Below are 24,338 nucleotides of genomic sequence, written 5' to 3'. Positions count from 1 at the left end.
AGTTGCACGGTACAAGCCGTTGTGGGATGCACGCAACCAGTTGCGCGGTGCACGAACCGTGATCCGCGCGACCCCACCCGCCGGGGTGAGACCCTGGGGGGCATCCACCCGGAAGGAACTGCGAGCACCCCGTGACCACCCCGCACGACGACCTCCGGTCCCGGCTGTCCGCACTCACCCTCGCCGACGAGCACCGGCTGCGCCGCCGCCTGGACTCGACCCGTCGCACCAAGGACCCGGCGGCCCGCGCCCGCCAGCGCGAGCGGATCGCCGAGGACGTCGCCGCCGCCGAGCAGCGCGTGGCTGCGCGGCGCGCCGCCGTCCCGGTGGTCGGCTACCCGGAGGAGCTGCCGGTCAGTCAGCGCCGCGACGACATCGCGGCCGCGCTGCGGGAGTCCCAGGTCGTGGTGGTCGCCGGCGAGACCGGGTCGGGCAAGACCACCCAGCTGCCGAAGATCCTGCTGGAGCTCGGCCGCGGCGTGCGCGGACGGATCGGGCACACCCAGCCTCGCCGGATCGCCGCCCGCACCGTGGCCGAGCGGATCGCCGAGGAGATCGGCACCCCGCTGGGCGACGTCGTCGGCTGGAAGGTGCGGTTCACCGACGAGGTGGGCGACCGCACGCTGGTCAAGCTGATGACCGACGGCGTGCTGCTGGCCGAGGTGCAGCGCGACCGGATGCTGCGCCAGTACGACACGATCATCATCGACGAGGCCCACGAGCGGAGCCTCAACATCGACTTCCTGCTGGGCTACCTGGCCCGGCTGCTGCCCCGCCGTCCGGACCTGAAGCTGGTCATCACCTCGGCGACCATCGACGTCGACCGGATCGCGAAGCACTTCTCCGTCGACGGCGCGCAGGTGCCCGTGGTCGAGGTGAGCGGTCGCACCTACCCGGTCGAGGTGCGCTACCGACCGGTCGTCGACCCCGACGACCCGGAGGCCGACCCCGACCGCGACCAGGTCGGCGCGATCGTGGACGCCTGTGCCGAGCTGGTCGCCGAGGGGCCGGGCGACGTCCTGGTCTTCCTGGCCGGGGAGCGCGAGATCCGGGACACCGCCGAGGCCCTGGGCGGGACGACGGAGCGCAACGGCACGCCCATCGACGTCCTGCCGCTCTACTCCCGGCTGTCCGCCGCCGACCAGCACAAGGTCTTCCAGCCGCACACCGGACGACGGATCGTGCTGGCCACCAACGTCGCCGAGACGTCACTGACGGTGCCGGGCATCAAGTACGTCGTCGACCCGGGCACCGCACGCATCTCCCGGTACAGCCATCGCACCAAGGTGCAGCGGCTGCCGATCGAGCCGATCAGCCAGGCCTCGGCCCGGCAGCGGTCGGGCCGGTGCGGGCGCACCAGCGAGGGCATCGCGATCCGGCTGTACTCCGAGGACGACTTCGACGCCCGGCCCGAGTACACCGACCCGGAGATCCTGCGCACCAACCTCGCCTCGGTGCTGCTGCAGATGGCCTCGCTCGAGCTGGGCGACGTCGCCGACTTCCCCTTCATCGACCCGCCGGACCGCCGCGCCGTCGCCGACGGCCTCGCCCTGCTGGAGGAGCTCGCCGCCCTGGACGGCGAGGGCAAGCTCACCGAGACCGGCCGCGCCCTGGCCGCCCTGCCGCTGGACCCCCGGATCGCCCGGATGGTCGTGGAGGCCGACCGGCGCGGGGTGCTGGAGGAGGTGCTGGTCATCGCCGCCGGGCTCACCGTGCAGGACGTGCGGGAGCGCCCGGCCGAGCACCAGCAGGCCGCCGACGAGCTGCACAAGCGGTTCGCCGACGAGAACTCCGACTTCCTGGCGCTGCTGAACCTGTGGCGGTACCTCGGCGAGCAGCAGGAGGCGCTGTCGGGCAACCAGTTCCGGCGCACCGTCAAGCGCGAGTTCCTGCACTTCCTGCGCATCCGCGAGTGGCAGGACCTGCACGGCCAGCTGCGCAGCACCGCCCGCCGCCTGGGCATGACCACCGGCTCGCTGGCCCCGGCCCCCGACGAGCGCGGCGTCACCGCGGCGCTGCTGGCCGGCCTCCTCTCCCAGGTCGGCATGCAGGCCGAACCCGCAAAGGGCCAAAATCGCGACAATGGCCCCTCGCGGGGGGACAAGCGGGGCAACCGGGAGTACCTGGGCACGCGGAACACCCGGTTCGTGATCGCCCCGGGGACGCCGCTGGCCAAGAAGCCGCCGCGCTGGGTGGTCGCCGCCGAGCTGGTGGAGACCAGCAGGCTGTTCGCCCGGATGGTGGCCCGGGTCGACCCCGAGGTGGTCGAGCGGCTGGCCGACCACCTGGTGAAGCGGCAGTACAGCGAGCCCCGGTGGGACGCCAAGCGCGGCTCGGTCGTCGCCACCGAGCGGGTCACCCTCTACGGCCTGCCACTGGTGGTGGGCCGCCGGGTGCAGTACGGCTCGATCGACCCGGTCGTCTCCCGGGAGCTGTTCATCCGGCACGCCCTGGTGCAGGGCGAGTGGACGACGCACCACCGGTTCTGGGCGGAGAACCAGGCCGCGATCGAGCGGGTCGCGGAGCTCGAGGAGCGGGCCCGGCGGCGCGACATCCGGGTGGACGACGAGACGGTGTTCGAGCTCTACGACGCCCGGGTGCCCGCCGACGTCGTCTCCACCCGGCACTTCGACCGCTGGTGGAAGGAGGCCCGGCGGAACACGCCAGACCTGCTGACCTTCACCCCGGAGATGCTCACCAACGCCGCGGCCGCCGGTCAGGTGCAGGCCGAGGACTACCCGGACGAGGTGCGGCTGACCCAGGGGCTGACCCTGCCGCTGTCCTACGCGTTCGCCCCCGGGGCGGCCGAGGACGGCGTCACCGTCGACGTCCCGCTGGGCGTGCTGGACACCCTCGCCGCGACGTCGGGGGAGTCCCTGGCGTTCACCGTGCCCGGTCAGCGGGCCGAGCTGGTCACCGAGCTGCTCCGGTCGCTGCCCAAGCAGCTGCGCCGCGGGCTGGTGCCGATCCCCGACCGGGTGCGCGAGGTGCTGCCGCACATCGACCCGGCCGAGCCGCTGCTGCCGGCGTTGGAGCGCGAGCTGCGCCGGGCGACCTCGGTGGTGGTCCCGCCCGATGCCTGGCAGCCGGCCGAGGTGCCCGCCCACCTGCGCGCCACCTTCCGGGTGCTCGACGACCAGCAGCGTCCGCTGGCCCAGGGCAAGGACCTGACCGAGCTGCGCGCCCAGGTGGCCCCGCAAGCGCGGGCGAGCCTGGCGCGGGCGGCCTCGACCTACGAGCGCACCGGTGCGACGACCTGGGCCTTCGGCGACCTGCCCGCCACCGTCGAGGTGCAGCGCGGCGGGCACGTCGTCACCGCGTTCCCGGCGCTGGTCGACGAGGGCGCCACCGTCGGCGTCCGGGTGGTGCCCACCCAGGCGGAGGCGACCCGGCTGGGCTGGCGGGGCGCGCGCCGCCTGCTGGTGCTGGTCGCCGGGTCGCCGGTCAAGCAGGTGGTCAAGGGCATCTCGCCGCGCACCCGGCTGGCGCTGCAGTTCAACCCCGACGGCGAGATCCCCGACCTGGTCGCCGACTGCGTCGACGCGGCGGCCGACGAGCTGATCGCCGCGGCCGGGGGCCCGCCGCGCACGGAGGCCGCGTTCACCGCGCTGGTGGCGTCGGCCCGGGAGCAGCTGCTGCCGCTGACCACCGACGCCGTCCGGCGGGTGGAGGCGGTGCTCACCCAGGCCCGCGAGGTGGCCGTCGCGATCGGCGCCGCGCCCGGACGGCGGGTGCCCGACGCGGCGATCGCCGACCTGCGCCGGCAGATGACCGGGCTGCTGCACCGCGGTTTCGTCGCCACCGCCGGGCGCCGACGGCTGCCGGACCTGGTGCGCTACCTGACCGCGATGGCCTACCGGCTGGAGAAGCTGCCGGCCAACGCCGCCCGGGACCAGCTGTGGACGGCGCAGGTGGCGGCGGTGACCGCCGAGTACGAGCGGCTGCGCGCCGCCGTCCCGCCGTCCGGTGCTCCGGACGACCCGGTGATGCGGGTGCGCTGGATGGTCGAGGAGCTGCGGGTCGGCCTGTTCGCCCAGCACGTCGGCACACCGCGGCCGGTCTCCGAGCAGCGGGTCTACAAGGCCATCGACCAGGTCTCCGCCGCCTGACGGACCTCGCTGGCCACGCGTCGCGGGCTCGCCCGCGGGTCCGGGCGGCGGGGCCGGGTCAGTCCGGGTCGGGGGTGCCCGACTCCTTGAGGAGCGCGGAGACCCGCTGCCGGGTGACGCCGAACATCGCGGCGATCCGGTTGATGCTCACGTGTTCCGCCTGGAGGGCGGCGGCCTGCTCCCGCCGCCAGTCGGCTCCGGCGGTGGACAGGGTGGCCAGCACGCTGCTGAGCTGTTCCACGATCAGCGGCCGCTCCTCACCGGTGACGATCTCGGCCCAGGAGTGACCGGCCCGCCGGTTGTGCAGCAGGAGCTCAGCCCGCTCTCGGGCTTGCTGCAGCTGGGCGGTGCACGTGTCCAGTTCTTCCATCAGCGTGCACAGCGCGCGGGTCGCCTCGTCCTCGATCGGGACGTCGGTGGCGCTCACGGCGGTCTCCTGGTGTTCGTGCGGTGGGGCCACGCCCCGGTCTGAGTTGCACACTACCGGACTGAACAGGCGTTGCGTGCAGTGCCCATTGCATGCAACTGCAGTTGCATGCAATGGGGGTTGCAGATCACTCGGACGAGTGTCATGGTGGTCCAGATCCGGTTGTGCCCAACCGGCCCAGGACAGTTGAGACGGGATCCCATGACCACCTACACCGCGAGCATCGACCTGCCACCGGTGCCGAGCAGCGTTCCGCTCGCTCGGCGGCTGGTCCGCGACGTGCTGCGCACCTGGGACGCCCCGCAGGACCGTGCGGACGCCGAGCTGCTGGTCACCGAGCTGGTGGCCAACGTCGTCGACCACGCCGGGGTCGACGTGCTCACCCTCGAGCTCGCCCTCGCCGGGGCGTGGCTGCAGATCGGCGTGGTGGACGACTCCGCGGTGATGCCGGTCGTGCGCGAGCTGTCGCACACCGAGGAGCGCGGGCGGGGCATGCGGCTGGTCGCCGCCATCGCCGACCGGTGGGGTGCCGAGGAGCACCGCGGCGGCAAGCGGGTGTGGTTCGAGCTGTCGCCCGGCGGGGTCGGCGAGCCCGATGCTCGCTGACCCCGCGGGTTTGCGCCGCACCTGCCGAGGGGAGGGTCCCGAGGTCCACGATCGCCAGACAGAGGAGTCGTCGCATGAGTGAGCCGACCAGCCACACCGAGGCCGCCGGCGAGGGGCTGTCCGACGAGGAGATGGTCCAGACCGTCGCCGGTCAGACCGACAGCGCCTCGGAGAACGCCGACGAGGCCGGCAAGGACTGGAACGGCGAGGCCGCCGAGACCCCCGCACCCAGCGCGGCCACCGACCCGCAGGCCTGAGTCCGACCGGCGCCGCGACGCCGTCCTCCCGGACGGCGTCGCGCGCGCCCGCGGCGATCAGCCCGCGGGGGTCAGCATCCCCGCGCCGACGGTGGCGTTGGTGGACTCGTCGATCAGGATGAACCGACCGGTCACCCGGTTGCGGTGGTAGTCGTCGACGAACAGCGGCTGGGTGGTGCGGAACCGCACCCGGCCGATGTCGTTGAGCTCCAGCTCGGTGGCGTCGGTGTCGCGGTGCAGGCTGTTCACGTCCAGCCGGTACTGCAGGTCCTTGACCATCGCGCGCACCGTGCGGGTGGTGTGCTTGACCGCCAGCCGCATCCGCGGCACCAGCGGCGCGTCGGCCATCCAGCAGACCATCGCGTCGAGGTCCTGGGTGACGTGCGGGGCGTTGTGCGGGCGGCAGATCATGTCCCCGCGGGAGACGTCCAGGTCGTCGGCCAGCCGCACGGTCACCGACATCGGCGGGAAGGCGGCCTCCAGCGGGCCGTCCGGGCCGTCGATCGCGGCGATCGTGGTGGTCAGTCCGCTGGGCAGCACCTGGACCTCGTCGCCCGGGCGCAGCACCCCGGCAGCCACCCGGCCGGCGTAGCCGCGGTAGTCGTGGAACGCGTCGGACTGCGGCCGGATCACGTACTGCACCGGGAACCGGGCGTCGACCAGGTTCCGGTCGCTGGCCACGTGCACGTTCTCCAGGTGGTGCAGCAGCGACGTCCCCTCGTACCAGGGCATGTTCGCCGAGCGGGTCACCACGTTGTCGCCCTGCAGCGCCGAGATCGGGACGACGGTCAGGTCGGGCACCTCGAGCTTGGTGGCGAACGCCGCGAACTCGTCGCGGATGCCCTCGAAGACCTCCTCCGACCAGTCGACCAGGTCCATCTTGTTGACCGCGACGACCAGGTGCGGCACCCGCAGCAGCGAGGCGAGGAAGGCGTGCCGGCGGCTCTGCTCGACCATCCCCTTGCGGGCGTCGACCAGCACGATCGCGAGGTCCGCGGTGGAGGCGCCGGTGACCATGTTGCGGGTGTACTGCACGTGCCCGGGGGTGTCGGCGAGGATGAACGTGCGCCGCGGGGTGGTGAAGTAGCGGTACGCGACGTCGATGGTGATGCCCTGCTCGCGCTCGGCCCGTAGGCCGTCGGTGAGCAGCGCCAGGTCGACGTAGTCGCCGCGGCTGGCCCGCTCGATGGCGGCGTACTGGTCCTCGAAGACCGCCTTGCTGTCGTAGAGCAGGCGCCCGATCAGGGTGCTCTTGCCGTCGTCGACGGAGCCGGCGGTGGCGATCCGCAGGATGTCCTTGCGGGCGGTGGCGATCTCGGCCGCCGCCTGGGAGAGCGCGCTCATCAGAAGTAGCCCTCCTTCTTCCGGTCCTCCATGGCGGCGTCGCTGACCTTGTCGTCGCCGCGGGTGGCGCCCCGCTCGGTCAGCCGGGTCACCGCGATCTCGGCGATGACCTCCGCGACGGTGGTCGCCGTCGAGCGGACGGCGGCGGTCAGGTTCGCGTCGCCGACGGTGCGGTAGCGGACGCTCTCGCGCAGCACCGGCTCACCGTCCCGGGGCGTGATGAACTGGTTGACCGCGTAGAGCATCCCCTGCCGGTCGACGACGTCCCGCTCCTGCGCCAGGTACAGCTGCGGGATCGCGATCTCCTCCTGGGCGATGTAGCCCCAGATGTCGAGCTCGGTCCAGTTCGACAGCGGGAACACCCGGATCGACTCGCCCAGGTGGGTGCGGCCGTTGTAGAGGTCCCACAGCTCCGGGCGCTGGTTCTTCGGGTCCCACTGACCGAACTCGTCACGGAAGGAGAACACCCGCTCCTTGGCCCGCGCCTTGTCCTCGTCCCGGCGGGCCCCACCGAAGAGGGCGGTGAAGCCGTGCTGCTCGACCGCGTCCAGCAGCACCGGGGTCTGGATCCGGTTGCGGGAGCCGTTGGGCTCCTCGCGCACGGTGCCGGCGGCGATCGCGTCGGGCACCGAGGCGACGACCAGCTCCACGCCCAGCTCGGCGACCCGCTTGTCGCGGAACTCCAGCACCTCGGGGAAGTTCAGCCCGGTGTCCACGTGCATCACCGGGAACGGGATGCGGGCCGGCGCGAACGCCTTGCGGGCCAGCTCCAGCATCACGATGGAGTCCTTGCCGCCGGAGAACAGCAGCACCGGTCGTTCGGACTCGGCGGCCACCTCGCGCAGCACGTGGACGGACTCGGCCTCCAGCGTCTGCAGCTGGCTGAGCCGGTGATCGGGGGTCGTCACGCTGTCGGGCTCCCGGGGACGGCGGCAGGCGTCACCGGCCGGTGACGCAGTTCAGTGGGGCAACCCCATCGGGGTGGTGGGGATTCCCGGGCACCAGTGTCCGGCATGGCGCCCCTGCCCCCGTCGCCCGGTGCGCCTCAGCCCTCGGTCACCGCGGTCGCGTCGCTGGGCCGCCCGGGCGGGGAGGGCCGCCCGCCGGCGTCGGTGATCGAGCCGAAGTACTCGGCCGAGCGCTCCGGCCGCGGGGTGACGAAGACGCCGTGCGCCTCGACGAGCGGCTGCTCCGGGGCGTCGGCCAGCGCGATCGTGCCGGTGACCACCACCTTGCGGCCCGCCGTCTCGGTGACCGCGGCGCGCAGCAGCAGCCGGGTCTCCAGCGGCACCGGGCGGCGGTAGTCCAGCTCGAGCCGGGCCGTCATGCCCCACAGCCCGGCGACGATCGCCGCCGAGCCCAGCATCTGGTCCATCAGCAGGGCGCTCATGCCCCCGTGCACGTAGCTGGGCGGACCCTCGTACGGCAGGCCCAGCACCGCCTCGGCGACCACGCCGCCGTCCTCCCGCCGGATGGTCAGCGGCGGGGCCAGTGCGCTGCCGACCCCGGTGACCGGGTTGAACACCCGGCGGAACCGCACCGGGTCGTCGAGCACCGGCAGCTGGTCGCGGCGGCGGCGGGAGACCGCCAGCCGGGTGGTCAGCTCACGGGCGGTGGCGGCCGCGGCCCGCAGCTCGCCCGGGTCCACCGTCGTCGTCACCGCTGCCTCGACCAGCTCCCGCAGGGCGCCGCCGAGCTCGGTGACGGCCGCCAGCAGCTCCGCCTGGTCCGCCGTCGTCTCCGTGGTCACCGGTGGATCAGACCAGCCGGGCGCCCCGGCCGGCTCAGGCGGGTCCCGGCTCGGCCGTGACCGGGCCCGACCGGGGCAGGTGGACGGCGAAGGTCGCCCCCTCGCCCGGGGCGGTGCGGAGCTCGACCCGGCCACCGTGCGCCGCCACCAGGGAGGCGACGATCGACAGGCCGAGGCCGGTGCCGCCGGCGGCGCGGGTGCGCGAGGCGTCGACCCGGTAGAACCGCTCGAACACCCGCTCGGCGTCGGCCGGCGCCAGCCCCGGGCCCTCGTCGCTGACCGCGAGCACCACCGTGCCCGGCTCCGCCGGGTCCTCCGACAGCCGCACCGTGACCCGGGCGTCGCCGGGGGTGTGCGTGAGGGCGTTGGTGACCAGGTTCCCGATCACCTGCCGCAGCCGCGCCTCGTCGCCGCGCACCACCGGGACGTCGGTCAGCGAGGGGTCGAGCTGGAGGCCCAGCGGCCGGTCGGGCTGCACGGCCCGGGCATCGTGGACGGCGTCCCCGGCCAGCTCGGCCAGGTCGACCGGGCCCAGGGTCAGCGGCCGCTGCTGGTCCAGCCGGGCCAGCTGCAGCAGGTCCTCGACCAGCAGCCCCATCCGGGTCGCCTCGGCCTCGATCCGCTGCATGATCCGGCCGGTGTCCTCCGGCCCGCGGACGGCACCCTGCCGGTGCAGCTCGGCGAACCCGCGGATGGAGGTCAGCGGGGTGCGCAGCTCGTGGCTGGCGTCGGCGACGAACCGGCGCATCCGCGCCTCGGAGGCGACCGCCTGCTCCTCGGAGGCCTGCTGGGCGCGGAAGGAGCTCTCGATCCGGCCGAGCATGCCGTTGAGCGCGGTGGAGAGCCGGCCGACCTCGGTCCGCTCGTCACCGACCGGCACGCGGCGGGACAGGTCACCGGCGGCGATCGCCTGCGCGGTGTGCTCGACGTCCTCCAGCGGCCGCAGGCTGCTGCGCACCAGCAGGTAGCCGGCCACGCCCAGCACCGCCAGGACCAGCAGGCCGACGACCAGCTCGATCCGCACCAGCCGGCCCAGCGCCGCCTCGTCGTCGGACAGGTCGAGGCCCACCACCAGGACGAACTCCTCGCTGACCGGGGTGCCGGGCACCCGGATCGCGGCCATCCGCCAGGTCGTGTGCCGGTCCTCCGAGCGCACCGAGAACGCCGTCGTCCCCTCGGGCCCGACCGACGCGGCATCGAGGTCGCTGACGTCGGGCAGGGCGTCGTCGTCCCGGGGGCCGGTGACCACGGACACCGCGTCGTCCCCGGACGTGACGTCGAGGCAGGCGACGTACTGGTTGTTGGGGATCCGCAGCTGCTGGCCGGCGCAGGCCTGGCTGAGGGCGACCGGCTGCTGGGCCAGCTGGTCCCGCCCGAGGAGCAGCTGGCTGTCCTGCTGCTCCAGCAGGTAGTCGCGCAGGAACGAGGTGGCGGCGACGCCGGTGGCGGTGAGGGCCACCGCGACCAGGGCGACCAGCAGGGCCACCAGGGTCACCCGCAGCGGGATGCGCTGCCCGGGGTCGGACGGTCGCCGGCGCGCCTGCCCGTCACCGGCGGGGCCGGGTGGCGCGGGCGGGGCGGGCTGCGCGGGGGCGGCAGTGGTCACGTGCCGCGCGGCAGCCGCAGCGAGTAGCCGACGCCGCGGAGGGTGTGCAGCAGCCGCGGCTCGGTGGTGTCGATCTTGCGGCGCAGGTAGGAGATGTAGGACTCCACGACGTTGGCCTCGCCGTTGAAGTCGTAGTTCCACACGTGGTCGAGGATCTGCGCCTTCGACAGCACCCGGCCCGAGTTGGTCATCAGGTACCGCAGCAGCTTGAACTCGGTGGGGGAGAGGCTGACCAGCTTCCCGGCCTTGAGCACCTCGTGCGACTCCTCGTCCAGCTCGATGTCGGCGAAGGTCAGCTTCGGCGACTCGCTGGCCTGCTGCACGGCCTGGCTGCGCCGCAGCACCGCCCGGATGCGGGCCAGCACCTCGTCCAGGCTGAACGGCTTGGTCACGTAGTCGTCCCCGCCGAGGGTGAGGCCGGTGACCTTGTCCTGGCCGGCGTCCCGGGCGGTCAGGAAGAGCACCGGGGTGTGCGTGCCGTTCTGGCGCAGCCGCCGGACGACGCCGAAGCCGTCGAGGCCGGGCATCATCACGTCGAGCACCAGCAGGTCGGGGCGGAACTGGTCGACGGCCGCCAGGGCCTGCTGCCCGTCGGGCGCGGTGGCGACCTCGAACCCGGCGAACCGCAGGCTGGCCGACAGCAGCTCGCGGATGTTCGGCTCGTCGTCGACCACGAGGAGACGGGCCTCGGGCGTGGTCGGGCCCGCCTGGCCGGAACTGCTGGACACGACCCCTCCCGATGGACCCTGTGCTGCCGTCGTCGTCATCCCACCAGCTTCGGCGGCCCGGCTGCGGCTGGCCTGGACGCTACCTGTGAGGACGCTGGACGTCCGGTGCCGCGCCCGCGTGGGTCAGCCGGCGGGGGACATGGCCCGGCCTCGGCGCCAGTAGCCGATCGCGTGGTGCTGGTGCCGGCGCAGGCCCCAGCGGCCCCGCAGGTCGGCCCGGACGGCGCGGACGGCGGCCGACTCGGCGCCGACCCAGGCGAACAGGTCCTCGCCCTCCGGGCGGGGGAGGGCCGCCACCGCGTCGGCCAGCAGGCTGCTGCCGGGTGCGGCGTCCGCGCGGTGCAGCCAGCGCAGCTCGACACCCGGGGGGCCGGCCAGGTCCTGCTCCTCCTCCGGACCGGCCACCTCGAGCAACGCGAGGCCCCGGGTGTGCGGGTCCGCTGCCGCCAGGATGCGGCTGATCGCCGGGATCGCCGTCTCGTCGCCGGCCAGCAGCAGCCAGCCGGCCGGTGCGTCGCCCAGCGGCGCGGCGCTCGCCACCGCCAGCACGGCTCCGGGAGCCGCGGCGGCCGCCCAGCTCGCGGCCGGCCCGTCGCCGTGCAGGACGAAGTCGATGTCGAGCTCGCCGGTGTCGGGGTCCTGGCGGCGGGAGGTGTAGCTGCGCAGGGCGACCCCGTGGCTGCCCTGCGGCCAGACGATCCGGCCGTCGCGGGCGACCTCGGGCCACCGTGGAGCCGGGTCGTCAGCGCGGGGGACGAGCAGGGACAGCGTCGGCCCGGCGGCTGCGACGACCTCGGCGGGGGCGGTGAGGGTGACCCGGCGGACGGCCGGGGTCACGTCCCGCACCGTGGTCACGGTGAGGACGTCGACCGGGCGGACAGCGGCATCCTCGGGCGGGTTCACGAGGAGCGAGCCTAACGAGGCCGACCCGGCCAGCCCCGGGGGAATGGGGCCGACCGGGCCGGCGATCGAGGACGGGGCGATCACGGAACGTGATCAGCTGACTGCGCTGACCGGGGGAGATGCTCCGTGAGCTCCGCCGGATGGCCACGCTACGTGACGGTCCTCCGGGCGGCACCACGCTCCGCGCAGAGTCCCCCCGATCGAGTGAGTCCGATGCGGTGAACCCGCGCGCCCGATCGCCGTCCCAGCCGGATGTGTGGCAGTGCCGCCCCTCGGGCAGGCACTGGCCTACCGACCGCCGAGGAGGGGACGCGAGATGGCCGATGAGTTCACCAAGGGCGACCACGTGAGCTGGAAGAGCCACGGGGGCGAGGCCGAGGGCACCGTCCAGCGGACGATCACCGAGGACACCGAGGCGGCCGGCCGGACCGTGCGCGCGAGCGAGGACGAGCCCCAGTACGAGGTGAAGAGCGAGAAGAGCGGCGGCACAGCGGTGCACAAGGGCAGCGCACTGCACGAGGACTGACCCCGCCGCGAGCGGCGGCACGGAGGAGGAGAACGTGAGCGAGAGCGACGCCGGCTTCATCGGGAGCCGCAGCACCAAGCACAACCCCCGGCTCGACGAGGAGCTCGAGCACGAGGTGCAGGGGATGATGAAGGCCGAGCGGGCCACCCGCTCCGAGGAGTGGCGAGAGGTCGAGCCGGTCGGCGAGGGCCAGCCCGACGTCGACGCCGACCCGGCCGGCAGCCTCACCGGAGGGGTCCCGAACGGCATGACGCCGGACGCGGTCGCCACGCGCGCCGAGCTGGCCCGCTGGCTGGACCGGGCGGACTTCCCCAGCAGCGGCCCCGAGCTGGTCGAGGCCGCGCGCGACCACCGGGCCCCCGACGTGGTCGCCGACGAGCTGTCCCGGCTCCCCGAGGGAGAGGTCTACGAGCGGATCGGCGACGTCGTCCGCGCCCTCGGGTACCCGACCGAGACCTGATCGGCCCGCCGCGCACCGTCGCGGCGAGCGCCCACCGGCGCCGTCCCTCCCGGGGGCGGCGCCGGTGGCGTGTCCGGACCCGGACGGCGGGTCAGTGGGCGCCGTCGGACGCCTCGGCCTCCTCCTCGGCGATCTCCTCCGCCCCGCGGCGACGGAACAGCCGGGACCCGGGGAAGCCCTTCACGATCTGCCGCATGTCCTGGACCGTGTCGAGCAGGGCGTGCACGTCCGGCGCGACGTCGCCCAGGGTGGCGAGCACCGGCAGCACGTCGTCGTCGAGGTGGACGACCAGGGCGGGCATCCGGTCGATGAGGGTGATCAGCGCCGTGACCTCCTCGTCGTCGAGCTGGGTGGCGAACCGGGTGAACGCCGGGGCGAGCGCGCTGAGCGCAGGGCGGTAGTCGTCCAGCAGCGGCTGGACCGCCCGGAGCATCGCCGCTGCCCGGTCGAGCGCCCCGTCTGCGGCGTCGGTGGTGCCGCCGATCCTGGCCACGGCGAGATCGGCCGCGTCGTTGGTGGTGGTGATGCGGGCGACGGCGGCGTCGGCGGCGTCGTTGGTGGTGGTGATGCGGGCGACGGCGGTGTCGGCGGCGTCGTTGGTGGTGGTGATGCGGGCGACGGCGGCGTCGGCGGCGTCGTTGGTGGTGGTGATGCGGGCGACGGCCGCATCGGCGGCGTCGTTGGTCACGCCGATCCGGGCCACGGCCGCATCGGCGGCGTCGTTGGTGGTGGTGATGCGGGCGACGGCGGCGTCGGCGGCGTCGTTGGTGACCCCGATCCGGCCCACCGCCTCGTCGGCCCGGGCCTGCGTGACCGCGATCCGGGCCATCGCCTCGTCGGCCAGCATCCGGGTCGCGTCGATCCCGGTGACCGCCAGCTCCGCGCGGTCGGCGACCCGTTCCACCCGCTCCAGCAGCGTGGTCACCCGCCCGAGCAGCTGCTCGAACTCGTCGACGATGCCGACCACGCGGGGCAGCAGGGCGAGGGCCTCGGTGACTCCGTCGCGCAGCCCACCTGCCGCGCTGAGCACGTCCGACGGGCCGGGGAAGGGCAGCTTCACGCCCAGGACGCTACGGTCCGCCTGCCCGGACTGCCGGTCGGGACGGGTCCGTCACCGGCTCGACGATCACCCGGCTGCCCGCGCGTCCGGGCCCGCAGGCGGCCGGACCGCCCGTATCGTGGGCCGGTCGCCAGGTCGACCACCGGTCGGACCGCGCGCAGCACGAGCAGCTCCGGCCGGGGCTGCACCGACCACACGATGGGATGTCGACGCCGGTGGCCGACCAGCCGACGCGAGGCGGGGCCGAGGACGGCACCCCGGCCGCTCCGCTGACCGTGGCCGAACTGCTCGCCCGGCAGGGCAACGGCGTGCCCCGGCGGCGCGCCGGTCGCCGGGAGGCCGAGGCCACCGGTCGGCAGGACCCGGTGGACGAGACGGGGCGGTCCACCGGCCGGGGCGGTCGGTCCGACGTCCCGGACGGCACTCCCGCGACCGGGCCGGCGCCCCGGGGCGGGGTCCGCCGCGATCCGGTGGCCCCACCGTCCCCGCCGGTGCTGCCGACCGGCTGGCAGCCGGCGATGCCCGGGCCGGTGACCGACCCGGAGGGGACGTCGTCGACCGGGTCCCGGTCGACCGCACCCGAGCAGGGGTCCCGGACCCCCGATCGGCCGGTCCCCGCGACGCCCGGACCCCGGGTGGGCGCGGCACCTCCGGCGGCTCCCGTCCCTCCGTCGCAGCCGTCGCTCGCCCCCCGGCCGGCCACGGCTCACCCGGCCGCGCCAGCGCCCGGTTCCCGGGTGGGCGACACCCCGTCGGCGGCCCCGGCCGCTCCGTCGCCCGGTCCGCGGCCGGGCGGGACGCCCCCGCCGCCGCCAGTGCCCCCGTCGGCCGTCCGGCCGACCGGCCCGGCCGCCGCCGGTCCCGCGGGGCAGGGCTGGACGCCGCCACCTCCGGCCATGCGGCCCGTGCCGGCCGAGGCGCCCGCCACCCCCTCGGCCGGGAGTGCCCGGCCAGCACCGTCACCTGCGGCGGCGCGACCGGAGGCACCACCACCGTCCCGACCGGTGGACGGACCAGGTGCGCCCGCCCGCCCGGTGCCTGCGCCGGTGGCGTCCCCCGGGTCGTCGCCCCGCCCGCTCACCCCGACACCGCCGTCCGCACCGCCGCCGGCCGCGCCCCCGTCCGTGTCCGTGGGTGGCCCGGCACCGGCGGTGGGCAGCCCGGTGGTCCGCCCCGGTCGGGGTGCAGGCGCCGCGCAGCCCTCGGTGCCCGTGCCCGGGCTGCGGCGCAGCCTGCCGATCCCGCCGATCCCCGGCCGCGACCTGCCGCTCAACGGCGCGACGGCGGCCCGGGTCGAGCCGGCCCGGGCGCCGGTCGGTCCGGTCCGCCGGCGGCTGACCCGGGTCGCGCTCGCGCTGACGGCCCTGCTCGGCCTGGTGGCCAGCTTCTACGTCGGGCTCTACTTCTACGTCGACCAGTCGATCGACGAGGTCGACGCCCTGGTCGTCGACGGGCCGGAGGTGCTGGCCCCGCAGCTGCAGGAGGCCTCCCGCACCTACCTCGTCGTGGGCACCGACCTGCCCGGCCGGAGTGGGCTCGCAGCGGTGAGCACGCTGGTCGTGCACGTCTCCGGCGACGGGGACGACGAGCGTGCCGTGCTCGTGACCGTCCCCCCGACCGCGCTGAGCGACACCCCGACCTGCCGGACGCCGGACGGGTCGGTGCGCGGCCCGGTCACCGAGCCGTTCGCGACCGCGCTCGTGGACGGCGGCCCGTCCTGCCTCGTGCGGTCGGTGCAGCAGCTGACCGGCCTGCGGGTCGACCACTACCTGTCCCTGGACGTGGGCCGGCTGCCCGGCCTGGTCGACGTGCTGGGCGGCGTCCCGGTCTGCCTGCCGCAGCCGGACACCGGCCTGGGGCTGCCCGCGGGGCAGCAGGAGCTGGGCGCCGCGGAGGTCGGCGGCTACCTCGAGGCGGCCGGGGACGGGTCCGACGTCACGGGCGCGGCGGCGGCCGAGCGGGAGCAGCGGGTGCTCAGCTCGACGCTGCGCTCGGCCCTCGACGCCGGGACGCTGGCCGACCCGTGGACGCTCACCCGCTTCCTCACCCGCGTCGGGGATGCGTTCACCGTCGATGCGGAGACCACGCTGGGCGACGTCCGCGCGCTGGGTGCGACGCTGGGCGGCCTCGACGGGGACGCCGTGGAGCGGACGGCCCTGCCGGTGGCGCAGGTCGGCTACCTGCCGGCGGGCAGCGACCAGGCCGCCGTGGTGGTCGACGCGACCGCGACCCGCGAGCTGTTCGACGCGGTGATCGACCAGGGCCGGGTGCCCGTCGCGGCCGTGGAGCAGGTGCCGGCGGAGGGCGACCCCGCAGCCGGGACCGTGCCGGCGGTGACCGACCCGGTGCCGGAGGGCACGACGGTGACGGTGGAGCCTGCCGGGGTGACCGTCGACGTGCTCGACGCCAGCGGCGCCGGGCGTGCGGCGGAGGTCGCCGACGGGCTGGCGGCTGCCGGGTTCCGGGTGGGCGCACGGGGCGTGGAGCCGGCCGCGGTCACCCGGACCGTCGTCCGGTACGGGCCGGCGGCGCTGGAGCCGGCCCGGACGGTGGCCGCCGCGGTCCCCGGCTCGGTGCTGCTGGAGACCGAGGAGGTCGGCGCGGCCGTGCAGCTGGTCGTCGGCCCGGACCACGCGGGCCTCGCGCCGGTCGGGCTGGGCACCCCGGTGCCGACGACGGCGGCCCCGGTCTCCGTGAGCACGGAGGCCGGGGCCGCGTCGTCCTGCAGCTGAGCGCCGGGAGCCGGGCTCAGCGGGGGATCACCCGAAGCGACCGGAGATGTAGTCCTCGGTGGCCTTCTGGTCGGGGTTGCTGAAGATCTTCTCGGTCGGGTTGAACTCGATCAGCCGACCGGGCTGACCCACGCCGTTCAGGTTGAAGAAGCCGGTGGACTCGCTGACCCGGGCCGCCTGCTGCATGTTGTGGGTGACGATGACGATGGTGAACTGCTCCTTGAGCTCCGTCATCAGGTCCTCGATGGCGAGCGTGGAGATCGGGTCGAGCGCCGAGCAGGGCTCGTCCATCAGGAGCACCTCGGGCTGCACCGCGATCGCCCGGGCGATGCACAGTCGCTGCTGCTGACCACCGGACAGCCCCGAGCCGGGCCGGTTGAGCCGGTCCTTGACCTCGTTCCAGAGGTTGGCGCCCTTGAGCGAACGCTCCACCAGGTCGTCCAGGTCGGACTTCTTCATCCGCGTGTTGTTCAGCCGCACGCCGGCCACGACGTTGTCGTAGATCGACATGGTCGGGAACGGGTTGGGCCGCTGGAAGACCATGCCGATCTGCCGGCGGACGTCGACCGGGTCGACGTCGGAGCCGTAGAGGTCCTGGCCGTCGATGACGACCTTGCCCTCCACCCGCGCACCCGGGATGACCTCGTGCATGCGGTTGAGCGACCGCAGGAAGGTGGACTTGCCGCAGCCCGAGGGGCCGATCAGCGCGGTGATGCTGCGCGGCTCGATGGAGACGTTGACGCCCTCCACGGCCTTGAAGTTGCCGTAGTAGATGTCCAGGTCGGACACGTCGATGCGCTTGGCCACAGGGAGATCCTCCGGATCGGGTCGGTCAGCGACCGGTCTTGGGTGCGAAGAAGCGGCTGATCAGACGGGCGACGACGTTGAGCGCCATCACCAGCATGATGAGCAGGAGAGCTGCCGTCCAGGCCCGGTCGATCGCGAACTCCGGCGGCACGCCCGGCTGGGTGAGCTGGTAGTAGGCGTAGACCGGCAGCGTCGCCATCCGCCCGTCGAACGGGTCGAAGTTCGTGGCGTTGGTGATGCCGACGGTGATCAGCAGCGGGGCGGTCTCGCCGACCACCCGGGCGATGGCCAGGGTGACGCCGGTGCCCAGGCCGGCGATGGCGGTGGGGATGACCACCTTGAGGATGGTGCGCCACTTGGGCACGCCGAGGGCGTAGGCGGCCTCGCGCAGCTCGTTCGGGACGAGCTTGAGCACCTCCTCGGAGGAGCGCACGACCACCGGGATCATCAGCACCGACAGTGCGATCGCGCCCATGATGCCCAGTCGGACACCCGGCCCGAAGGCGAGCACGAACAGGGCGTAGGCGAACAGGCCGGCGACGATCGAGGGGATGCCGGTCATCACGTCGACCAGGAACGTGATCGCCCGCTTGAGCCGGCCGGAGCCGTACTCGACCAGGTAGATCGCGGTCATCAGGCCGATCGGGACCGAGATGAGCGTGGTGAGCAGCGTGATGATCAGCGTGCCCATCAGGGCGTGGTACGCACCGCCGCCCTCACCGATGATGCCGACCAGCGACGCCCCGAAGAACTCCCCGTCGAAGCGGGTGGCACCGCGCCGGACGACCTCGTAGACCAGGGACAGCAGCGGCACCAGGGCGATGCCGAAGGCGCTGACCACCAGGCAGGTGACCAGCCGGTCGGTCGCCTTGCGCGGCCCCTCGACCACGCGGGAGACCACGTAGGTGGCCAGCGTGCCGAGCACGACCGTGTAGATGACGAACAGCACGATGTTCCAGCTGGTCGCCACACCGATCAGCGCGGCGACCACCGCGGCGGCGGCGAACACCGCCCAGACCGCCCAGGACGGCAGGGTGCGGTGCCCACCCGGGTGGGACGAGGTGATGGGGGCGTCGGACCCGGTGCTCTGCTGCTGCGTGGACGTGCTCATCAGTTCGCTCCGGAGAAGTCGGCCCGGCGGTTGACGACCCACCGGGCGAGCATGTTCACGAGCAGGGTGATCACGAACAGCGCCAGGCCGCTGGCGATCAGCGTGTTGACCGCGAGTCCGGTCGACTCGGGGAACTGCAGGGCGATGTTCGCCGCGATCGTCTGCGGGTTGGCGCTGGAGATCAGGGCCCAGGTGATCCCGGCCGCGGAGCCGGACAGGATGATCGCCACGGCCATGGTCTCGCCCAGGGCGCGCCCCAGGCCCAGCATGGCGCCGCCGATGACGCCGGACTTGCCGTAGGGGATGACCGCCATCTTGATCATCTCCCAGCGGGTCGCCCCGAGGGCGAGCGCCGCCTCCTGGTGCAGCGTGGGCACCTGGGAGAAGACCTCGCGGGAGATGGCGCTGATGATCGGCAGGATCATCACCGCCAGCACCAGCCCGATGGTCAGCATGGTGCGGCCGGTGGAGGAGACCGGGCCGGCGAAGAACGGGAGGAAGCCCAGGTTCTCCTCGAGCCAGCGGTAGAAGGGCACCAGCCGCGGGGCGAACCAGGCGATGCCCCAGAAGCCGTAGACGATGCTCGGGATGGCGGCGAGCAGGTCGATCAGGTAGCCCAGCCCGGCGGCCAGCCGGCGGGGCGCGTAGTAGGTGATGAACAGCGCGATCGCCACCGCCAGGGGCGTGGCGACCAGCAGGGCGATCACCGCGGACAGCAGGGTGCCGAAGACCAGCGGGCCGACGTAGGAGAAGAGCCCCTCACCGCCCGGGACGTCCTCCGACGGCGCGGTCAGCGCGGGGACGGACTCGGAGATCAGGAAGACAGCGACCCCGGCGAGGATCACCAGGATGAGGATGCCGGCGCCCTTGGCGCTGCCGGCGAAGATGCGGTCGCCCGGCCGGCGCTTGGGGCGCGGGGTCGCGGGGGGTGCGCTGGTGGTGGTCACCGATCGCTCCGTCGTGTTCGTGGTGCGGTGTGCAGGGGCCTGCGGGGGGTGGGACGTGCCACGGCGGCCCGGGGTGTCCGAGTGGACACTCCGGGCCGCCGCGTGGTGCTGGTCGCTGACTCTGTCAGCTGCCGGCCGTGATGGCGTCGACCGCGGTCTGGGCCTGCTCCCGCAGTGCGTCGGAGATCGGGGCGCTGCCCGCGGCCTCGGCCGCGGCGTCCTGGCCGTCCTCGCTGATCACGAAGCCGATGAAGTCCTTGACCAGGTCGGCGGTCTCCTGGTCCTCGTACTCGATGCAGCCGACGTGGTAGCTGACCAGGACGATCGGGTAGTTGCCCGACTCGGTGGTGTCGCGGGCGAGCTCGATGGCGAAGTCGTACTCGCCACGGCCCTCGAGCGTCTCCGAGTTCTCGACCACCGCAGCGGCGGCCTCGGCCGACGGCGCGACGAACTCCTCGCCGACACCGATGGAGGCGACACCCAGGTCGCCGGCCTGGCTCAGGTCGGCGTAGCCGATGCTGCCGTTGCCGGCGCCGACGGCGCTGATCACACCGGAGGTGCCCTGCGCGGCCTCGCCACCGGCGACCGGCCAGTCACCGCTGGCCTCGTGCGGCCACGCGTCGCCGGCGGCGGCGACGAGGTACTCGGTGAAGTTCTCCGTGGTGCCCGACTCGTCGCTCCGGTTGACCGGCGTGATCGGCAGGTCGGGGAGGGTGGCCTCGGGGTTGGCCTCGGCGATCTCGGGGGCGTTCCAGTTGGTGATCTGCTGGTTGAAGATCCCGGCGACGACCTCGGGGGTGAGGTTCAGCTCGTCGACGCCCTCGAGGTTGTAGACCACGGCGATCGGCGAGATGTAGTTCGGCAGCTCGAAGATGCCGGAGGCGCCGCAGCGCTCCTCGGCCTGCGCGAGCTCCTCCTCGTCGAGGGCGGCGTCGGAGCCGGCGAAGTCGGTGCCGCCGGCGAGGAACTGCTCACGGCCACCGCCGGAGCCGACCGGGTCGTAGTTGACCGTCACGTCGGGCTGGACGCTGGAGTAACCGGCGGTCCACCCCTGCATCGCGGCCTGCTGGCTGCTCGCGCCGGCGCCGACGAGGGTGCCGCTGAGCTGCTCGGCGCTGTCGCTCCCGCCCGAAGCGGTGTCGTTGCCGGTGTCCTCGTTGGAGGCGCCACAGGCGGCGAGAGCGAGGGATGCGGCGAGCGCCGCGGACACGGCCGTGGCGCGCGTCGTGGTGCTGAGCTTCAACTCAGTGCCTTTCGCTGGTGTGCCCGGACGTCGGAGCCGGGCAGGGGGAACCGAACGACGAGGACGCTAAGCAGGGCAGGTGGACGGATCCGGGTGGCTCGATGAACGAGGGATGAACGCGTCTTGAGACCTGGGCCACGACTCGGCCGACGGTGTACGTCCAACGGGTGAACCGGCCTCCCGGAGGGGCTCACGGAGGCGTCTGGACGCTGCTCAGCCCCGCGGGGCGCGCCGCCAGGAGACGTCGACGGCGTACCGGGTGAAGCCGCTCCGTTCGTACAGCGAGACGGCGGCGGTGTTGTCCTCCTCGACGTACAGGAGGACCTCCGCGAGCCCGCGGGCGCGCAGGTGCGCCAGCCCCACGTCGGTCAGCGCCCGGCCCAGCCGCATGCCCTGGGCGTCGGGGTCGATGCCCAGCACGTAGACCTCGCCGACCGGGTCGGGGCCGACGTCGCCGGCCGGGTGCACCTTCGTCCAGTGCGAGCCCAGCAGGCGCGGGCCGCCGGGTTCGTCCCGCCAGGCCAGGAACAGCCCGGCCGGGTCGAACCACGGCTCGGCCTCCCGCAGGGCGAGGTCGTCGCGGGTCCAGCGCCCCTGCTCGGGGTGGGCGGCGAAGGCCCGGGCGTTGACCCGCAGCCAGGCGTCCTCGTCCACGCCGGGGCGGAAGGGGGCGATCCGCACGCCCTCGGGCAGCGTGAGCTGCGGATCGGGGTCGACGCCCGCCAGCGGACGGCGCATCTGCAGCAGCACCCGGGCGCGCTCGTAGCCGCGACCACGGGCCAGCTCGGCCGAGCCGGGCAGCTCGCCGTGCGCCCAGACGCGCAGCGGCCGGTCGCCGGCCGTCGTCTCCAGCCGGGCGGCGAGCGCGGAGCCCACGCCGCGCCGGCGGGCGGCCGGGGCGACGACGAGCTCCGCTTCCGCCTCCGGCTCGGCCGGGGGGACCTCCAGCCGGGCGTAGCCCAGCAGCGTGCCGTCGGCGGCGCGGGCGGTGAGGTCGGCGCCGCCGGCCGGACCGCCGTGCTGCAGCCGCAGCTCCGCCTCCTCCGACACCGGCCGGACGCCGTCGGCGGCCGACGCCGCGGCCAGCAGGCCCCGCACCTCGGGGACGGCGGCGGCCGGCAGGCGGTCGACGGCCTCGACGAGGACCGGGTCGGTGCTCAGCGGACCGGGCTCAGGAGAGGGGGGCGCCGGTGTCGCCGGCCGCCACGTTCGCCGCGGCGGTCGCGTCGGCGACCTGCTGGTCGAGCTTGTAGCCGACGTTGCGGACGGTGCCGATCAGCGCCTCGTGCTCGGTGCCGAGCTTGGCGCGCAGCCGCCGGACGTGGACGTCGACGGTGCGGGTGCCGCCGAAGTAGTCGTAGCCCCAGATCTCCTGCAGCAGCTGGGCGCGGGAGAAGACCCGGCCCGGGTGCTGGGCCAGGTACTTGAGGAGCTCGAACTCCTTGTAGGTGAGGTCCAGCGGCCGGCCGCGGAGCTTGGCCGAGTAGCTGTGCTCGTCGATGACCAGCTCGCCGGCCTTGGTGACCCCGCCGTCGGCGCCGTCGGCCGGCGTCGCCGCGGCCAGCCGGCGGGCGGTCGCCCACTTGAGCCGGGCGTCGACCTCGGCCGGGCCCGCGGTGTCCAGGACGACGTCGTCGACGCCCCAGTCGGCCGACAGCGCGACCAGCCCGCCCTCGGAGAGGACGGCGACGAGGGAGGCGGCGACCCCGGTGGAGGCCAGCAGGGAGCAGAGCGTGCGGGCGGAGACGAGGTCGTGCCGGGCGTCGACGAGCACGACGTCGCCGGCGTCCCCGTCGAGCAGGCTGGAGAGCTCCGGGGCCACCACGCGCACCTGGTGGGCCAGCAGCCCCAGCGCGGGGAGGACCTCGGTGGTCGCCTGGCGGGCCGAGGTCATGAGCACGAGTCGCATGTCGTCTCCTCACTGGGGTGTGGTCCCAGGCCGTCGACCGCGCTGTCGAGGTGAGAGGGCAGGATAGCCGACGTGCACGCCCGTCCCCGTCCCGCCGCGGGCGACGTGTCACCGGCGCCCGGGCCGTCGGCCGCCGCCGGCCGGCGTGGCCGACCTGCTCGGCCGCGCGGCGCGGCCGGCGGGGGCGACACGGGCGGGCGCACGGTCCCGGCCGGCCCGGCCGTCTCTGCGACCATCGCAGGGTGAGCGACGCCGACGTGCACCCGACGCTGTCGCCGCGCGTCCACCACCTGCCGGCCGCCGGTGCGGTCGCCGTCCTGGTGCTGGTCGCCGCCGGCGTGCCGGCGCTGCTCGGTGACGCCGGCCGGGTGGCCGCGGTGCTCGCCCTGCAGCTCGCGCTGGTGGCGGGGTGGGTCGTGGCCACCGGCATCCGCGGCTTCGCCGGGTCGCTGGCGCTGGGCGCGGTCGCCGCCGTCGGTGCAGACCTGGCGCTGCTGCTGCCCGACCGTCCCGAGCTGGACGTCGTGCTGGCGGTGCTCGGCCTGGGCTTCCTGGCGGCCGTCGTCCACCAGATGACCCGGCCGGCGCCCCGGCTGTACCTGGTGGCGTCGCTGGCCGGCGTCGTGCTGCTGCTCAGCTCGGTGTGCGCTCTCGCCGTGCTGCTGGCCGTGGCCCGGCTGGACGGCGGCGCGCGGGCGGTGGACACGGCGGTGCTGGTCGTCGGCGCCGCGCTGCTGGTCGGTCACCTGGTCGACCTGGTGCTGCCGCGGCCGCAGATCGCCGCGGGCGTGCCGCGAGGGCTGCTCGGCCTCGCGCTGGCGGTGGCCACGGCCGTCGCGGTCGCCGTGCTGCGGCGCCCCGAGGGCGCGCTGCTGGACGCCCTCTCGGCGACGATCTACGGGGCGGCGCTGGGCGCGGTCGCCGCACTGGGGGCCCTCGCGGCGTCCTACGTCGCGGTCGAGCGGGGGGAGCGCAGCTGGGCGCTGCCGGTGGTGCAGGCGGTGATGCCGCTGGCCGTCGCCGCGCCGGTGGCCTACGCCCTCGCGGTGCACGGCACGAGCTGACCGGGCAGGCACACTCGGGAGCGTGAAGGCGCTGCTGGTCTCCCTGCTGATCGTCGTCGGCCTGCTGGTGGTCGCCGACCGGGTGGGCGTCCGGGTCGCCGAGGGGCGGGTCGCCGAGCAGCTGGCCGAGCGCGGTGGGCTGGCGGGCACGCCCGAGGTCGACATCACCGGGTTCCCCTTCCTCACCCAGGCGGTGGCCGGCCGGTACGAGGACGTGCGGATCAGCCTGACCGCCGAGCAGCTCGGGCAGCCGGCGGGCACCCGGGCCGACGTGTCGCTGCGCGGGGTGCAGGTGCCGCTCTCCGACGCGCTGTCGGGGTCGGTGCGGGAGATCCCGGTCGAGCAGGTCGACGGCACGGCCACCCTCTCCTACGAGCTGCTGGCCCAGCAGCTCGGCGGTGACACGGTGCTGGAGCAGGACGGCGACGGGCTGCGGATCACCCGGACGCTGGAGGTGCTGGGCGTCGAGTTCCCGGTCACCGCCACCGGCACGCTCGCGCTGGACGGGCAGGACGTCGTCGTGGACGTCGACACCGCGGCCGCGGCCGGCGTCGACGTGCCGGGGGTCGTCGTGGACCGGGCGGCGGACCTGCTCGACTTCTCCTACGCGGTGCCCGCGCTCCCGTTCGGGCTGCAGCTGACCGGTGTGGAGCCGGCGTCCGGCGGGGTGGACGTGCGGGTCGAGGCGACCGACACGGTGCTGCAGGGCTGAGCGGCGGCGGAATGCCCCCGGCGGAGCACCCGTTGCC

At 74.5% G+C, this 24,338-nt stretch carries 22 protein-coding genes; 8 read left to right on the top strand and 14 right to left on the bottom strand.

Features of this window, described 5'->3' with window-relative positions:
- The first annotated feature begins 131 nt into the window (after nucleotides 1-131).
- The gene (hrpA, locus tag ACJTNH_RS10590) at nucleotides 132-4,109 is read left to right on the top strand and encodes an ATP-dependent RNA helicase HrpA (RefSeq protein ID WP_458175360.1); all 3,978 of its coding nucleotides are present in this window, start codon (nucleotides 132-134) and stop codon (nucleotides 4,107-4,109) included.
- Between the two features lie 58 nt (nucleotides 4,110-4,167).
- Here hrpA and ACJTNH_RS10585 read toward each other — a convergent pair whose 3' ends face one another.
- Entirely contained in the window at nucleotides 4,168-4,536 is a 369-nt protein-coding gene (locus tag ACJTNH_RS10585; protein ID WP_458175358.1) for a hypothetical protein, read from the bottom strand.
- A gap of 201 nt (nucleotides 4,537-4,737) precedes the next feature.
- Here ACJTNH_RS10585 and ACJTNH_RS10580 point away from each other — a divergent pair, with 201 nt between their 5' ends.
- Nucleotides 4,738-5,142, top strand: coding sequence for an ATP-binding protein (locus ACJTNH_RS10580; RefSeq protein ID WP_458175356.1), 405 nt, complete (start codon nucleotides 4,738-4,740; stop codon nucleotides 5,140-5,142).
- A 74-nt stretch (nucleotides 5,143-5,216) separates the two neighbouring features.
- The gene (locus tag ACJTNH_RS10575; protein ID WP_458175354.1) at nucleotides 5,217-5,399 is read left to right on the top strand and encodes a hypothetical protein; all 183 of its coding nucleotides are present in this window, start codon (nucleotides 5,217-5,219) and stop codon (nucleotides 5,397-5,399) included.
- 57 nt (nucleotides 5,400-5,456) lie between these two features.
- On the opposite strand, the gene ACJTNH_RS10570 is transcribed toward ACJTNH_RS10575, so the two are convergent.
- The 6 genes from ACJTNH_RS10570 to ACJTNH_RS10545 all read right to left on the bottom strand — a co-directional run bounded on the left by ACJTNH_RS10570 (nucleotide 5,457) and on the right by ACJTNH_RS10545 (nucleotide 11,730).
- Nucleotides 5,457-6,743: a sulfate adenylyltransferase subunit 1 gene (locus tag ACJTNH_RS10570; RefSeq protein ID WP_458175352.1), complete on the bottom strand. Its 1,287-nt coding sequence runs from the start codon at nucleotides 6,741-6,743 to the stop codon at nucleotides 5,457-5,459.
- Complete coding sequence (cysD, locus tag ACJTNH_RS10565; protein ID WP_222194426.1) at nucleotides 6,743-7,651, bottom strand: sulfate adenylyltransferase subunit CysD; 909 nt, start codon at nucleotides 7,649-7,651, stop codon at nucleotides 6,743-6,745. Before cysD ends, ACJTNH_RS10570 begins: the two co-directional genes overlap by 1 nt.
- A 137-nt stretch (nucleotides 7,652-7,788) precedes the next feature.
- A complete protein-coding gene (locus ACJTNH_RS10560) occupies nucleotides 7,789-8,493 on the bottom strand; it encodes a PaaI family thioesterase (RefSeq protein ID WP_458175350.1) in 705 nt (234 codons plus the stop codon).
- A 34-nt stretch (nucleotides 8,494-8,527) separates the two neighbouring features.
- The gene (locus tag ACJTNH_RS10555; protein WP_458175348.1) at nucleotides 8,528-10,099 is read right to left on the bottom strand and encodes a sensor histidine kinase; all 1,572 of its coding nucleotides are present in this window, start codon (nucleotides 10,097-10,099) and stop codon (nucleotides 8,528-8,530) included.
- Nucleotides 10,096-10,827 carry a response regulator transcription factor gene (locus ACJTNH_RS10550; protein WP_458175346.1) on the bottom strand — a complete coding sequence of 244 codons (732 nt, stop codon included), beginning with the start codon at nucleotides 10,825-10,827 and terminating at the stop codon, nucleotides 10,096-10,098. The genes ACJTNH_RS10555 and ACJTNH_RS10550 overlap by 4 nt, the downstream gene beginning before the upstream one ends.
- A 123-nt stretch (nucleotides 10,828-10,950) precedes the next feature.
- The gene (locus tag ACJTNH_RS10545; protein ID WP_458175344.1) at nucleotides 10,951-11,730 is read right to left on the bottom strand and encodes a siderophore-interacting protein; all 780 of its coding nucleotides are present in this window, start codon (nucleotides 11,728-11,730) and stop codon (nucleotides 10,951-10,953) included.
- 316 nt (nucleotides 11,731-12,046) lie between these two features.
- Between ACJTNH_RS10545 and ACJTNH_RS10540 the strand changes: the two genes are divergently transcribed.
- Nucleotides 12,047-12,256 (top strand): DUF2945 domain-containing protein, encoded by a 210-nt coding sequence (locus ACJTNH_RS10540; protein ID WP_458175342.1) that lies wholly within the window; start codon nucleotides 12,047-12,049, stop codon nucleotides 12,254-12,256.
- 34 nt (nucleotides 12,257-12,290) lie between these two features.
- A complete protein-coding gene (locus ACJTNH_RS10535; RefSeq protein ID WP_458175340.1) occupies nucleotides 12,291-12,716 on the top strand; it encodes a DUF2795 domain-containing protein in 426 nt (141 codons plus the stop codon).
- A gap of 91 nt (nucleotides 12,717-12,807) precedes the next feature.
- Here ACJTNH_RS10535 and ACJTNH_RS10530 read toward each other — a convergent pair whose 3' ends face one another.
- A complete protein-coding gene (locus ACJTNH_RS10530; RefSeq protein ID WP_458175338.1) occupies nucleotides 12,808-13,776 on the bottom strand; it encodes a hypothetical protein in 969 nt (322 codons plus the stop codon).
- 1,205 nt (nucleotides 13,777-14,981) lie between these two features.
- Between ACJTNH_RS10530 and ACJTNH_RS10525 the strand changes: the two genes are divergently transcribed.
- Nucleotides 14,982-16,508 (top strand): LCP family protein, encoded by a 1,527-nt coding sequence (locus ACJTNH_RS10525; RefSeq protein WP_458175336.1) that lies wholly within the window; start codon nucleotides 14,982-14,984, stop codon nucleotides 16,506-16,508.
- Between the two features lie 27 nt (nucleotides 16,509-16,535).
- Here the strand turns inward: ACJTNH_RS10525 and pstB are convergent, their stop codons facing one another.
- The 6 genes from pstB to ACJTNH_RS10495 all read right to left on the bottom strand — a co-directional run bounded on the left by pstB (nucleotide 16,536) and on the right by ACJTNH_RS10495 (nucleotide 22,525).
- Nucleotides 16,536-17,315: a phosphate ABC transporter ATP-binding protein PstB gene (pstB, locus tag ACJTNH_RS10520; protein ID WP_458175334.1), complete on the bottom strand. Its 780-nt coding sequence runs from the start codon at nucleotides 17,313-17,315 to the stop codon at nucleotides 16,536-16,538.
- 25 nt (nucleotides 17,316-17,340) lie between these two features.
- A complete protein-coding gene (gene pstA / locus ACJTNH_RS10515) occupies nucleotides 17,341-18,426 on the bottom strand; it encodes a phosphate ABC transporter permease PstA (protein ID WP_458175332.1) in 1,086 nt (361 codons plus the stop codon).
- The gene (pstC, locus tag ACJTNH_RS10510) at nucleotides 18,426-19,373 is read right to left on the bottom strand and encodes a phosphate ABC transporter permease subunit PstC (RefSeq protein ID WP_458175330.1); all 948 of its coding nucleotides are present in this window, start codon (nucleotides 19,371-19,373) and stop codon (nucleotides 18,426-18,428) included. The genes pstA and pstC overlap by 1 nt, the downstream gene beginning before the upstream one ends.
- Before the next feature lie 124 nt (nucleotides 19,374-19,497).
- A complete protein-coding gene (gene pstS, locus ACJTNH_RS10505; protein WP_458175328.1) occupies nucleotides 19,498-20,616 on the bottom strand; it encodes a phosphate ABC transporter substrate-binding protein PstS in 1,119 nt (372 codons plus the stop codon).
- A 213-nt stretch (nucleotides 20,617-20,829) separates the two neighbouring features.
- On the bottom strand, nucleotides 20,830-21,738 hold the full coding sequence (gene mshD / locus ACJTNH_RS10500; protein ID WP_458175422.1) for a mycothiol synthase: 909 nt from the start codon (nucleotides 21,736-21,738) through the stop codon (nucleotides 20,830-20,832).
- Between the two features lie 49 nt (nucleotides 21,739-21,787).
- Complete coding sequence (locus tag ACJTNH_RS10495) at nucleotides 21,788-22,525, bottom strand: winged helix-turn-helix transcriptional regulator (RefSeq protein ID WP_458175326.1); 738 nt, start codon at nucleotides 22,523-22,525, stop codon at nucleotides 21,788-21,790.
- A gap of 242 nt (nucleotides 22,526-22,767) precedes the next feature.
- Between ACJTNH_RS10495 and ACJTNH_RS10490 the strand changes: the two genes are divergently transcribed.
- Nucleotides 22,768-23,589, top strand: coding sequence for a hypothetical protein (locus ACJTNH_RS10490; protein ID WP_458175324.1), 822 nt, complete (start codon nucleotides 22,768-22,770; stop codon nucleotides 23,587-23,589).
- Nucleotides 23,590-23,611: 22 nt separating this feature from the next.
- Nucleotides 23,612-24,301, top strand: a complete 690-nt coding sequence (locus tag ACJTNH_RS10485) for an LmeA family phospholipid-binding protein (protein WP_458175322.1) — start codon at nucleotides 23,612-23,614, stop codon at nucleotides 24,299-24,301.
- Nucleotides 24,302-24,338 lie beyond the last annotated feature (37 nt).

The sequence above is a fragment of the Modestobacter lacusdianchii genome (genome assembly GCF_054177765.1).
The sequence above is the reverse complement of the archived record's forward strand: the minus strand, read 5'-3'. Positions and strand labels throughout refer to the sequence as shown.